Here is a 12,352-nt window from a genome sequence, read left to right as displayed (position 1 = left end):
CAGTATTATTGGTTTATACCGCTATCTTGCAAAAATGATTCCAACACTTCGCTAATACGGTTCTTAAGCGTCATATCAATGGATGACTGTAGCGTTTTCACCTCGCAGCCACCTCTGTCCAACGTCGGCTCTGGAAGTAACTGCCAATGCTGTGATTGTATATGTTCTTCGCCGTACATGGCTTGCACTAAGGCTAAATCTTCTGGATGCAGATGGATGCGTACTGTTTGATCTTTTACAGGCAGCGCGTCCATTGCTTTTTTCAACGCGTTTAAAATGAGTTCAGGCGAGGTTTTGAGTTCTTTAAAAATAACCTGCTCTGCCAATAAATTGACGAGTACTACCAGCTGCTTTTCACACTCATCATCAACCTTATTCAGTGGCGTTTGCATGCTATCTAGAATAGCGGATAGCGCTTTCATCCTTTCTTCAATAAGCGGTTGTGCTTCCTCAAGTCCCTTTTCTTTACCTATTTCTACCCCTTCTTTATAACCGGCTTCTTTACCTTCAGAAACCCCTTTGTCAAAGCCTTCAATATAGCCCTGTTCATGGCCTTGCTTTATTCCTTCGTCGTAGGCGTCCTGACGGATCTGCTCTAATTCTTCAATGGTCAAAGTAGGAAATTCAGGCTCTTGTGGCTCAGGTTCGGAGTGTGCCTGCTTTTTCGTATACAGCTCTTCAAGCGGTGTACCGAATGCGGTCGAACGACCGCGGAATTTTTCGGGCTTATCCGTAACATCTGGAATGGGCCAGTTTTCTAATAACTCATCCAGCGCTTCGGTGCTGACTGGGCGGCCTTTATACAACTTTTTATCGACCATGGTTTATAGGAACTCCTCACCACCACCGCCACCAAGCATAATTTCGCCTGAGTCAGCCAAACGTCTAGCCGTTGCCAAAATTTCTTTTTGTGCTGCTTCCACTTCACTGATCCGTACTGGAGGCATAGCCTCAAGGTCATCTTGCATCATCTCAGCAGCACGCTTGGACATATTCTTCATAATCTTTTCTTTCAAAGATTCGTCTGCACCTTTTATTGCTTTCATCAGTACGTCTTGCTGTACTTCACGCAGAATAGCCTGAATACCTCTGTCTTCTACATCCATCAAGTTTTCAAACACGAACATGAGGTCTTGAATTTGTTGCGACATTTCTTCGTCATGTTCTCGGATTGAATCCATCAACTGACCTTCAATATTGGTATCCAAGTAATTCATGATATCTGCAGCGGCTTTTAAGCCACCCATTTTCGCTGCTTGTGCACCAGCTTGACCAGCGAACTGCTTCTCCATGATCTCGTTTAGTTCTTGTAGTGCCGCAGGTTGCACTTCTTCTAAGTTTGCAATACGCATTGTTAAATCTAAGCGTACTTTCTCAGGAAACTGAGACAAAATCTCGGCGGATTGCTCAGGCTCTAAATAAGACAATACAATCGTTTGGATCTGCGGGTGCTCGTTGCGGATAATATTGGCAACCTGCTTCGAGTCCATCCACTTCAACGAATCCAACCCTTTTGCACCAGAGCCCATAACTATTTGGTCAATAAGACTTGCCGCTTTGTCTTCACCAAGTGCTGCGGTTAGCGCCTTCTTAATGAAATCTTCCGATTGGAAACCTATCGTACTAAAACTTTGAATTTGTTCGATAAACAAATTGTGCACAGCTGCTATTTTAGCCTGAGATAGGTCATCCATGGAGGCCATTGCCATACCGACCTTTTGCACTTGCTTCGGCTCTAAGTGTTTCAAAATCTGAGCCGCATCTTCTTCAGTCAAACTAAGCAGTAAGATGGCAGCCTTGTCGACGCCATCTAGCTTGTCAACGTCAAAGGCTGCGGGCAATTGTTTTTGTTCTTGATCAGTCATCTTCTGTCAACCACGCTTTCACAACTTGTGATGAGAGTTCTGGTTCGTTAGCAACTAGGGCACGTACTGCTTTGAGTAAGTCCTCGTCGCCATGTAAGTCTGGCAATTGTAATCTACCGTCAGAAGAGAAGCCAACCGCAGACTCATCGAATTCGTTATTTAGCATATCGAGTGTACTGTCACCTAAATCTACACCACTGGTCAACGCATCTTCATCAAAATCTTCAAGCGTATCATCTGGGTAAATTAGACGCTTAAGCATAGGTCTTACTACCGCTAAGATTAGCACAATGATCACTAAGGTACCTGCTGCAAGACGGATTGTCTTTTGGAACCAATCTTGCTCCCAAAGTGGTATCTCTTGCATTTCAGTGAGGTCTTCACGCACGAATGGCACAGTCACTACCTCTAGTGCATCACCTCGCTGCATATCAAAGCCCACACCACCTTGTAGCAAACGACGGATGTTATTTAACTCTTCTTGCGTACGCGGCGCCATTGCCATGTTACCTTCAGCATCAGGTTTTGCGAGGTAGTCAACGGCCACACTCACACTGATCCGGCGAATAACCCCAGTTTGCTGACGTTTATGGCTAATAGTAGTATCTAATTCATAGTTACGGGTTGCTTCTTTTTGATTACTGCTTGGTGTCGCACTTTGACCATTACCGCCTTGCCCTGCAACCTCTGGGATATTTGAGTTTATAGGAGGTTGATTAGTCAGCGCACCCGGAATACCTACTGCTAAACCACCAATATTATTTTCTTCATACGTCGTTTCGCTACGAACCGCAGGTAAATCTGGGTTATAACGTTTTTGCGTTTCTTCAACTGCACTGAAGTCCATCGTTAAGTCAACCTGCGCGGTAAAGTTACCAAGACCTACAGTTGGGATCAGGATGCTATCAATTTTTTCTAGATATTCTTGTTCACGCTTACGTTCGATTTCGTACTCTTTTCTCGAGCGTGCAGCTAAAGAGTCTTGAGAACCAGAGTTGAGTAGACGACCGTTTTGATCGGTGACGGTCACGCGTGAAGGTTCCAGGCCTTGTACCGCTGATGCCACAATGTCTACGATTGAATCAACTTCTTCGCCGCCAAGCGTTTTGCCACGTTTAAGGGTAATAACTACGGTTGCAGAGGGCTTTTTCTCGCGACGTGCAAAGACGTTTTCTTTTGGAATTGCAAGCAACACTTTTGCACGGTTTACGTCTTGTAACTCTTCAATTGTTCTCGCAAGTTGTTGCTCACGACTATGTTTTAAGCGCTCTCTTTCAAGACGTTGGCTAACACCAAAACCCATATCCTGCATCAGAATATCAGTGCCAGAACTCGGAGACTGGGTAAAACCGTCACGCGCCATGCGTAGTTTTATGTCTTGATAGTCCGACTCAGCAACTAAAATGGTATTACCATCTAATTGGTATTCAATTTTCTGTTGGTCTAAAAAGTCTAACGTTTCGACGAGTTCTTCTGTTGGGTATTTACCAAGCGGACGCATATCTGGCTGGCGCGCCCAAATGATAATAAAGATTGCGATTGCTAAACAAATAGCAAGGGCAATAACCAGAGTAACCTGGCGCAACATATCAACACCGCTTAGCGCACTGAAGTAGCCTGATTTTTGCTCTTGTTGCTCATCCGATCCGCTGTCATTATTCAGCGCTGCATCGGAAAGCGTAAGATCTGTTGATTGATTAGTAGCCACGATTACTCTCCACAGTCACTCAATTAAACTGGCATGCTCATGATTTCTTTATAGGCCTCAACAAGTTTATTACGAACTTGCACTGTTGCCTCAAAAGCGACCGACGATTTTTGTTTCGCTATCATGGCTTCTGCAAGAGAAACGCTTCTGTCACCCATTTCAACAGCGGTGACTTTTTGTTTCGCTTCTTGTTGTAAGCCATGAACCGTATTAAGTGCGTCTGAGAGTAAATCGCCAAACTGAGCCGATGAAGATGCCGCCGTCTTAACCGGCTGCACTGATGGCTGTGTGTTTCTCGTCGCTTCTGCAGCCATTGCCTGCATTTCTTGAAATAGCGCTGATGATTGTACTTTCATGATGCTTTACTCAAAATAACTCTTAGTTACCTGTAATAAAGCAGAAAACGTGCCAACTTAAAATCGTTAATTTTCAGTATCTTGAAACATTTTTAGTATGTCGAAAAATTGGCAGTGCATAGAAGTAAAAACTAGGCGCCTAAGATCTGCTGATCTTTATAGGCACCTAATTAAATTTTAATTGACATATAAAGCTTAACCTGAGGTTTGGAAAAGCAATGAGCTAACTCACTCCTTTTAAGCTTAAGTATCTTAGGTTAAGCGGGTAACGCAATCCCTAAATCTCGCATTTTTGCCAGCTTATAGCGAAGTGTGCGAGGACTCATACCCAATACCTCCGCCACCTCTTTACGTTTACCATTAAACTTTGCCAGCGTATCTAAAATAATTTGGTGTTCTTTATCCTGTAACTCATCTTTATAGCTAATGATTTCATCCTCACCTTGAGAGCGCTCCATTAAAGCTGATGCTTCATGATTTAGAAGTGGTGCAGACTCAATCAAAGCCATCGGTGAGAAATTTTCGATAAAAATATCATCTTCTTGAATTTCATTACCTTGGAACAAAATCAGGGCACGTTGAATAACGTTGTCTAGCTCTCTTACGTTTCCAGGCCAAGTGTGCGAACTGAGCTTGCGCTTTGCACCGATGCTTAATATAGGTGTTGGCTTGCCTGCTTTTTGCGTATGTCTTACCAACAAATGCTCGGCTAACACAGCGATATCACCTGCTCTGTCCTTCAATGGCAACCACTCTAGCGGGAAAACATTGAGGCGATAATATAAATCTTCTCTAAATACCCCATCATCCACCGCTTCTTTTAAATCGCGGTTACTGGTTGCCAACACTCTGACATCCAGTGAAATGGTTTTTCTGCTGCCTAGACGCTCAACCTCGCGCTCTTGTAACACGCGAAGTAATTTTGCTTGTAATCCCAAATCCATCTCTGTGATCTCATCAAGCAAAATCGTTCCCTTTTGTGCTTGCTCAAATTTTCCAGGGCACGCTTGAATGGCACCTGTAAACGCCCCCTTTTCGTAACCAAATAGGGTCGCTTCGAGCATATTTTCCGGGATTGCAGCGCAGTTAATTGCGATAAAAGGCTCGTCTGCTCTGTCAGATTTATCGTGAATATAACGAGCCAACACTTCTTTACCTGAACCGCTTGGCCCAAGTACCATAACGCTGGCATCCGACTTAGCTACTTTTGCGGCCAGTTCAAGTAGTTTAATACTCTTTGGATCGGCAACAATGGGGCCGTCTGTCTCTTTTTCCTTCTCAGGTAAATAACGTCCAACCATATTAAGCAATACTTCTGGCGCAAATGGCTTCGCCATATAGTCGATAGCACCCAATCTCATCGCCTCAACCGCATCATCAATGGTCGCGTATGCTGTCATCATCAATACCGGTAATTCGGGATAGTTGAGTTTAATGGTCTTTAACAAGTCAAGCCCACTCATGGCACCCATTTGCACATCACTCACCACCAAAGAAAAGGTTTCCTGCTTTAGCAATAAAACGGCTTGTTCCGCACAACTTGCTTCTACGCACTCGATATTTGAAAGCTGCAATGTATCTATGAGTGCTTCTCTTAAACCAGCATCATCTTCAACAACTAAAACTCTGTTACTCATAGCTCCTCCGCCTCAATTAGTGGTAGTACCAAGCTAAAACGCGCGCCCTTACCTTCAACATTGTCTGCCTGCGCAAACCCTTTGTGTGCGTTAGCGACTGAATTAACCACAGCAAGTCCTAGCCCAGTCCCCTGCGACTTAGTGGTAAAAAATGGTTCAAACAACTTGTCTACTAAGGTTTCATCAATGCCAGGACCATTATCAACAACTGAGATACGTACATACTCGCCACACGGCTCGCGCTCTGCATTAAGTTCAATGTGTGCCGCACTGCCAATTATTTGAATACTGTTGTGGATCAGATTTTGGATCGCACTTGCAAGCGCCGTACGATTACCTAATATTTCGATATCTGGCTCAGGTAAAAATGCTTCCAACTTTGCTTGGTTAAGCTCAACCATAGCGTCAGCACCCGCTTTGACTTCACTCAATAACTGTTGCATTGACACTCGCTCAACCACTTGTTGTTCACCGCTTTTAGCAAACAGCAGCATGTCATTAACTTGGCTTTCTAAGTCTTTTAACCGAGACATCAACTTATCGTGAAACTTTTCTCGAGAAGCCGAAGGAAGGTTAGCTGCACCTAGATTTGCACCATATAACATCGCAGCCGATAACGGCGTACGCACTTGATGCGCCAATGAAGCAACCATTTTTCCTAACGCACTTAACCTTTGCATATGCGCAACACGGCTTTGAAGCCGGCGCGTCTCGGTAAGATCTGTCATCAAAATGAGTTGCCCAGGTTCTGGTGTTAGCGCAGTAATATCTAACTTAATTCTTCTGCCATCTTTAAGAGAGACTTCATGACCATCGTCCTGCTGTGGTCGAAATGAACGCTGAATAACGCTAAACCACTTTTCACCTTCGAGTGGTTCACCCAACATATCCATCGCGATTTGATTTGCCTTAGCAATCATACCTTGACCGTCAAGTACCACAACACCTGCAGGCATAGTATCAACGAGATGACTTAACCAACTCGCCTGCTGCCTAAGGTCGCTTAATTCACCGACGTAGGCTTCTTGCAGCAAACAGGGATTGTAGCGATTCGTCGTTGGTACAAATTGTGGATTAATAACATGTGCTAATGCCATTTTTCCGCTCTCTTAAAAATAAACTCAATGGATAAAAGCAAAAAACGATCCAACTTTATATTTCATTTAAAACATGGAGTTACGCAATGTTTAACAATATCAATTTATTGACACTGTTTTTATATACAGCATTATGATAGAGTTTTTGAAAGCCAAATGTGATGCCGCAATGAGTAGTTGGCGTAGTAAATCATTTAGCTTATTCATATTCACAATTAGATAGAAGAGAGCCAACAATGACAATACGATGCGGCTGGGTGGACGAGAGCAAACCCGATTATGTTGAATACCATGATAAGGAATGGGGAAGACCTGTACTGGATGACCAGAGCTTGTTTGAGTTTATCACATTGGAATCTGCACAAGCTGGCTTAAGCTGGTATACCATTTTGAAAAAACGTGAAGGCTATAGAAAAGCATTCCACGATTTTGATGTACACAAAGTGAGCCAGATGACAGAGCAAGATGTCGAGCAGCTATTAGCATTTGACGGAATTATCAGAAACCGCGCAAAAATCGCAGCCACGATAAACAACGCTAAGCGATTTATTGAAATTCAGCAAGAGTTTGGCAGCTTTGCAAAATACCAGTGGCAATTTGTTAATTACAAGCCTGTTATCAACCCCATGCGTGACAAACACGATGCCGTTGCCACCACTGAACTCAGCGACAAATTTGCCAAGGACTTAAAAAAACGTGGGTTTAAGTTTTTAGGCTCAACGACCGTGTATGCGCATATGCAAGCTTGCGGCATGGTTAACGACCATGCCGATAACTGTTTTTGCAAACAAACCATTATTGCCAGTTATCAAGACTTGGATTTTACTCGACTTTAAACAATAAAACACAAGGCCGCGTATTAAGCGGCCTTGCTGAGTTGATCCGGTAGTAATTGATGAACTATCAGTCACGATTGAGATTATACTTTTTCATCTTCTCAACTAATGTTGTACGGCGAACGCCCAAAATTTCAGCAGCGCGAGCAACCACATAATCGTAGCGCTCTAAAGCTTGAGTGATCAAATCAATTTCAAGCTCTGCTAAATATTCTTTTAACTCTATCCCCTCGTCCGGCAGTAAGCCAACATTCGATGCTTGCGGCGCAAAATCTTCCGCGACCATGTCCTCTTCGTCGTCACTAAAACCATCGCTAAATAGTTCATTGAACGCATCTTTTTCTAATAGTTCCTCTGGATATTCAGGCTCAAACGCTTCAACTTCTATATAGCGGTATTTTTGTGGTAAATCCGTCACATCGACAACCTTGTCTGGGAACATAATCACCATTCGTTCCACAAGGTTTGCAAGCTCTCGAATATTCCCAGGCCAAGCGTGCGACTTTAAGCTGTCTACGGCTCTATCCGTAAACTTAACCGAATTACCCGTTTGTTCATTTACTCTACGTGTTAGTTCTTTTAGCAGTAGCGCAATATCTTCCGCACGCTCGTTTAAAGAGGGGTTTTCAATGGGGAATACATTGAGTCTATAAAATAAGTCTTCGCGAAACTTGCCGTCTTCAATCATGGTTTCAAGATTACGGTGCGTTGCGGCAATCACACGAACATCGGCCTGAATAGGCTTTGTGCCCCCTACTCGTTCATAGGTGCGTTCTTGCAAAACTCGTAACAACTTCACCTGCATTTGCAGTGGCATATCACCGATTTCATCGAGAAAAAGCGTACCGCCTTGCGCAAGTTCAAAGCGCCCTTTTCTGGCTGAAATCGCGCCAGTAAACGCGCCTTTTTCATGACCAAAAAGCTCGCTTTCTAACAACTCCCCAGGGATAGCACCACAGTTAACTGGCACAAATGGTCCCTGCGCACGTTTAGACAATAAGTGTACGTTACGTGCAACCACTTCCTTACCGGTTCCCGATTCCCCCAAAATAAGGACATTGGCGTCGGTTTTAGCCACTTGAGAAATCAAGAAACGAACGTTTTTAACCGCTTCGGTTTCCCCAACTAAACCATCAAAGCTCTTATTTAGTAGCTTGTTCTCTTTGTTTGGAAGCATACGTAAATATTGCTGACAGTCATGTAGCAATTGCATCGTGACTTCTTGCCCAAAGGGTTCGGTGATGAGCCCTATCACATTCGGCAACGCAAGTAGTGGTCTGAGCGTTTCACCTATTAATAAAAATGGGACGGCTGGATGAGATTTTATTAGTGCTTCGTGTGTTAAGCTTTGCAAAGCGCCTAGCACAAAAATTGGTTCTTGGTTGTTATCAAGGATCTTGGGCTCATAACGCTCTTCGGCCAGCACTTCATTTGCTTGACCGACAAAACTAAGTGCCGCACCTAATCCGATCGCTCTTTTGTTGTTGTTATCTAAGATCAAGACCATTGCTTGAGAACCAATCTACTTAAAATTTTTTCAATAGTTAGATTGTAAGAGAGATTAAGGGGGATGCAATACCTAAGTGGCAACTTTTTGACATTAACGCCAAAAAATCGCCACTAGAGCTGTTCTATATCAATACTTTGGTATTAATTTATAATAAACCTAGTACCGATGATGCAGACTGATTAGCTTGACCACGCAAAGCAATAGAAGCTTGCGATAAAATATCGTTGGCAACTTGATCGCTCACCGCTTGCGCGTAATCGGTGTCTTGAATTCGACTTTGGCTAGCCGCAATGTTCTCACGTTGGTTACTTGCAGAGCGAATTGTACTAGATACCGCATTTTCAAATGCGCCAAGCTCCGCGCGTTGGCTGTTTAAATCCTCAGAGACTGTATCTGCCGCATCAATGGCAGCTTGTGCGCCCGCCTGCGTCGAAATGTCTACACTCAATATTGCATTGGCAAAACCACCATCAGTCTGCTGTAGCGACTGAGTCGTATTAGCGTCGGGACCTACCTGAAAACTACGAGGCTCACCGTCAAAAATTTGTGCGCCGCCAAATGTAGTATTTTCAAACGTTTCACTGATTTGCGTTTGCAGCTGCGACACTTCCTCTTGCAATGCTTGACGGTCACTATCTGTCAGCGCCCCATTACCGGCTTGAATCGATAATTCTCTAATTCGGGAAACCGCATCATTCACACCAGATAATGCCGAATCAGCGGTTTGCGAATACGAGATACCATCATATGCGTTACGAATGGATTGACTGTAGCCGTCCTGCTGAGACGTCAAACGATTGATGATCTGCAGAGCCGCAGCGTCGTCTGCAGCAGAATTAACCTTCTTACCAGAAGCCAGCTGTTGATTGAGTTTATTAGCAGTCTGCTCCGTACGATTAAAAAAAGCAGTACTTTGTGATTGGATTTTCATATATACCCCCATTCACTATCATTAGGTTAAATCTACGCTATTGTGAGCAAAAAGTCACCATAGCCGTTAAATTTCCTGCAATGACTGGCATAAATACTGCAAAACACATAGAAGTGATATAAAGTATTGAGTAGTAGCTAATTTATTGTATCGGTGAGATATCTAGAGCAGTTTCGATACTCGATACTGTAAAGTTTTGATTGCACCTGTAGGTGGACACCCTATGTTTGATAATAAAACCATTTTAATAACCGGCGGCACTGGCTCTTTTGGCAAAAAATATGTCAAAACATTGTTAGATCGTTATAAGCCAAAGAAGATCATCATATTTTCGCGCGACGAGCTAAAACAGTTTGAAATGCAACAAGAGTTTAATCAACGTTGTATGCGCTACTTCATCGGCGATGTACGAGACAAAGACAGGCTGCGCCGAGCAATGCAAGGGGTTGATTATGTGATTCATGCAGCGGCGTTAAAACAGGTGCCTGCTGCCGAATACAACCCAATGGAGTGTATTAAAACCAATATTAATGGGGCTGAAAATGTGATTGAAGCCGCTTTAGATAATGACGTCGAAAAGGTAATCGCACTTTCTACCGATAAAGCAGCTAATCCAATCAACTTATACGGCGCTACAAAATTAGCGTCGGATAAGCTTTTTGTCGCCGCAAATAATATGGCTGGCGGACATAAAACTCGATTCTCTGTTGTTAGGTATGGCAATGTGGTTTGCTCAAGAGGTTCAGTGGTCCCGGTATTCCAAAAGTTTATTGATGAAGGGAAAGGTCATATTCCTATTACTCATGCAGATATGACTCGCTTTTGGATTAGTCTTCAGCAAGGCGTTGACTTCGTACTTAAGAATTTTGAGCGTATGCTTGGCGGCGAAATCTTTGTGCCAAAAATTCCATCGATTCGAATCGTAGATCTTGCAACCGCAATGGCGCCCAATGTACCGCAAAAAATTATCGGGATACGCCCTGGCGAAAAGCTTCACGAAGTAATGTGTCCTCAGGATTTAAGTTTTGACACCTTTGAATTTTCTGATCATTTTGTTATTGCTCCGGGGATCAAGTTTAGTAGCAGAAGTAATTCTTTTGACCTTAATGCGTTTGGTGAGCAAGGAAAAGCGGTGCAACCTGGATTTGAATACAACTCTTTGACTAACCCAGTTTATATGAGCGTGGAAGAGATAAAAGCGTTTAACCTACAAGCACTATTATGATCCCATACGGAAAGCAATCAATAGACCAAGCGGATATTGACGCCGTTATCGAAGTACTGCAATCGGACTGGTTGACACAAGGCCCCAAAGTCCCAGAGTTTGAGCAAAAACTTTGTCAGTATACTGGCGCAGATCGTGCCGTTGCGGTAAACAGTGCAACATCTGCACTACATATTGCCTGCCTCGCCCTTGAAGTTGGTAAAGGTGATATTGTCTGGACCTCACCAAACTCATTTGTTGCTTCATCTAATTGTGCGCTTTATTGCGGTGCGAGCGTCGATTTTGTCGATATTGAAATCAGTACCGGTAATATGAGCATTCAAGCGCTCAGTAACAAGCTAGCACTAGCAAAGCAACAAAACCAACTCCCCAAAGTAGTTATACCGGTGCATTTTGCAGGGCAATCATGCGATATGAAGGCCATCCATCAATTAGCCGTGCAGTATGGTTTTAAAATAATTGAAGACGCGTCACATGCTATTGGTGGTTCCTATCATGATAAAAAGGTGGGTTGTTGTGAGTACTCTGATATCTGCGTTTTTAGCTTTCATCCGGTAAAAATAATTACCTCGGCTGAGGGTGGTGCTGCGCTGACAAATGACTCAACGCTGGCAAATACGATGGCGAGGCTTCGCAGTCATGGTATTACTGGAAATCCAGACGAGTTTAATGAACCCAGCCATGGGGTCTGGTACTACCAACAGCAAGATTTAGGCTTTAACTACCGTATGACGGATTTACACGCGAGTTTAGGGGTAGCACAGCTTACTAAGGTCGATACATTTGTTAAGCAGCGAAATAATCTTGCTAACACGTATGATACGCTATTTGCAGATAGTATTGGGATCACACCTCTCGCGCGCTCTGAAAGCTCAATTTCTGCCTATCACTTATATGTTATTCGACTCGAAAGTTGTACGCCTGATCAGCATAACTTTATGGTCAGCGCGCTTCGGAATAAAGGCGTTTTTGCGCATGTTCATTATATTCCAATATACCTGCAGCCCTATTATCAGAATTTAGGCTTTAAGGCTGGCTATTGCGCTGAAGCTGAATCCTACTACTACAGTGCAATCACTTTACCTTTGTATCCAACCCTCACTTTAACCCAACAAGAGTACATCGTTAGCACGACTGAAGCGCTTTATCTTGAGTGTACCAGCAGTGATGAAAGCTAAAGGAAAGAT

Annotated in this window: 11 protein-coding genes; 3 read left to right on the top strand and 8 right to left on the bottom strand. The window is 43.5% G+C overall.

Annotated elements, in window-relative coordinates; translation table 11 throughout:
• Positions 1-5 precede the first annotated feature (5 nt).
• The 6 genes from fliH to NO992_RS01975 all read right to left on the bottom strand — a co-directional run bounded on the left by fliH (position 6) and on the right by NO992_RS01975 (position 6,663).
• Positions 6-821, bottom strand: coding sequence for a flagellar assembly protein FliH (fliH, locus tag NO992_RS02000; RefSeq protein WP_371373963.1), 816 nt, complete (start codon positions 819-821; stop codon positions 6-8).
• Between the two features lie 3 nt (positions 822-824).
• The gene (gene fliG, locus NO992_RS01995) at positions 825-1,865 is read right to left on the bottom strand and encodes a flagellar motor switch protein FliG (protein WP_010369151.1); all 1,041 of its coding nucleotides are present in this window, start codon (positions 1,863-1,865) and stop codon (positions 825-827) included.
• A complete protein-coding gene (gene fliF / locus NO992_RS01990; RefSeq protein ID WP_096040862.1) occupies positions 1,858-3,576 on the bottom strand; it encodes a flagellar basal-body MS-ring/collar protein FliF in 1,719 nt (572 codons plus the stop codon). Before fliF ends, fliG begins: the two co-directional genes overlap by 8 nt.
• Positions 3,577-3,596: 20 nt before the next feature.
• The gene (gene fliE / locus NO992_RS01985; RefSeq protein ID WP_010369155.1) at positions 3,597-3,929 is read right to left on the bottom strand and encodes a flagellar hook-basal body complex protein FliE; all 333 of its coding nucleotides are present in this window, start codon (positions 3,927-3,929) and stop codon (positions 3,597-3,599) included.
• Between the two features lie 257 nt (positions 3,930-4,186).
• Positions 4,187-5,566, bottom strand: coding sequence for a sigma-54-dependent transcriptional regulator (locus NO992_RS01980; protein WP_371373960.1), 1,380 nt, complete (start codon positions 5,564-5,566; stop codon positions 4,187-4,189).
• Entirely contained in the window at positions 5,563-6,663 is a 1,101-nt protein-coding gene (locus tag NO992_RS01975; RefSeq protein WP_095728221.1) for a PAS domain-containing sensor histidine kinase, read from the bottom strand. The genes NO992_RS01980 and NO992_RS01975 overlap by 4 nt, the downstream gene beginning before the upstream one ends.
• A 236-nt stretch (positions 6,664-6,899) precedes the next feature.
• On the opposite strand from NO992_RS01975, the gene NO992_RS01970 reads away from it, so the two are divergent.
• On the top strand, positions 6,900-7,499 hold the full coding sequence (locus NO992_RS01970) for a DNA-3-methyladenine glycosylase I (protein ID WP_371373957.1): 600 nt from the start codon (positions 6,900-6,902) through the stop codon (positions 7,497-7,499).
• Between the two features lie 67 nt (positions 7,500-7,566).
• On the opposite strand, the gene NO992_RS01965 is transcribed toward NO992_RS01970, so the two are convergent.
• Together NO992_RS01965 and NO992_RS01960 are read right to left on the bottom strand one after the other, a co-directional pair.
• Complete coding sequence (locus NO992_RS01965) at positions 7,567-9,006, bottom strand: sigma-54 dependent transcriptional regulator (RefSeq protein ID WP_039492533.1); 1,440 nt, start codon at positions 9,004-9,006, stop codon at positions 7,567-7,569.
• 148 nt (positions 9,007-9,154) lie between these two features.
• Complete coding sequence (locus NO992_RS01960; protein WP_371373954.1) at positions 9,155-9,940, bottom strand: flagellin; 786 nt, start codon at positions 9,938-9,940, stop codon at positions 9,155-9,157.
• A gap of 223 nt (positions 9,941-10,163) precedes the next feature.
• On the opposite strand from NO992_RS01960, the gene pseB reads away from it, so the two are divergent.
• Positions 10,164-11,165 carry a UDP-N-acetylglucosamine 4,6-dehydratase (inverting) gene (pseB, locus tag NO992_RS01955; RefSeq protein WP_371373951.1) on the top strand — a complete coding sequence of 334 codons (1,002 nt, stop codon included), beginning with the start codon at positions 10,164-10,166 and terminating at the stop codon, positions 11,163-11,165.
• Complete coding sequence (gene pseC, locus NO992_RS01950) at positions 11,162-12,343, top strand: UDP-4-amino-4,6-dideoxy-N-acetyl-beta-L-altrosamine transaminase (protein ID WP_371373948.1); 1,182 nt, start codon at positions 11,162-11,164, stop codon at positions 12,341-12,343. Before pseB ends, pseC begins: the two co-directional genes overlap by 4 nt.
• Positions 12,344-12,352: the final 9 nt, after the last annotated feature.

Origin of the sequence: Pseudoalteromonas sp. DY56-GL79, assembly GCF_041414765.1 — a bacterium.
Lineage (GTDB): Bacteria > Pseudomonadota > Gammaproteobacteria > Enterobacterales > Alteromonadaceae > Pseudoalteromonas > Pseudoalteromonas piscicida.
The sequence above is the reverse complement of the archived record's forward strand: the minus strand, read 5'-3'. Positions and strand labels throughout refer to the sequence as shown.

What these genes read in the sequence shown, in the direction of transcription:
- fliH (WP_371373963.1), bottom strand. Translation starts at nt 821, where the DNA reads ATGGTCGATAAAAAGTTGTATAAAGGCCGCCCAGTCAGCACCGAAGCG.
- fliG (WP_010369151.1), bottom strand. Translation starts at nt 1,865, where the DNA reads ATGACTGATCAAGAACAAAAACAATTGCCCGCAGCCTTTGACGTTGAC.
- fliE (WP_010369155.1), bottom strand. Translation starts at nt 3,929, where the DNA reads ATGAAAGTACAATCATCAGCGCTATTTCAAGAAATGCAGGCAATGGCT.
- NO992_RS01980 (WP_371373960.1), bottom strand. Translation starts at nt 5,566, where the DNA reads ATGAGTAACAGAGTTTTAGTTGTTGAAGATGATGCTGGTTTAAGAGAA.
- NO992_RS01975 (WP_095728221.1), bottom strand. Translation starts at nt 6,663, where the DNA reads ATGGCATTAGCACATGTTATTAATCCACAATTTGTACCAACGACGAAT.
- NO992_RS01970 (WP_371373957.1), top strand. Translation starts at nt 6,900, where the DNA reads ATGACAATACGATGCGGCTGGGTGGACGAGAGCAAACCCGATTATGTT.
- NO992_RS01965 (WP_039492533.1), bottom strand. Translation starts at nt 9,006, where the DNA reads ATGGTCTTGATCTTAGATAACAACAACAAAAGAGCGATCGGATTAGGT.
- NO992_RS01960 (WP_371373954.1), bottom strand. Translation starts at nt 9,940, where the DNA reads ATGAAAATCCAATCACAAAGTACTGCTTTTTTTAATCGTACGGAGCAG.
- pseB (WP_371373951.1), top strand. Translation starts at nt 10,164, where the DNA reads ATGTTTGATAATAAAACCATTTTAATAACCGGCGGCACTGGCTCTTTT.
- pseC (WP_371373948.1), top strand. Translation starts at nt 11,162, where the DNA reads ATGATCCCATACGGAAAGCAATCAATAGACCAAGCGGATATTGACGCC.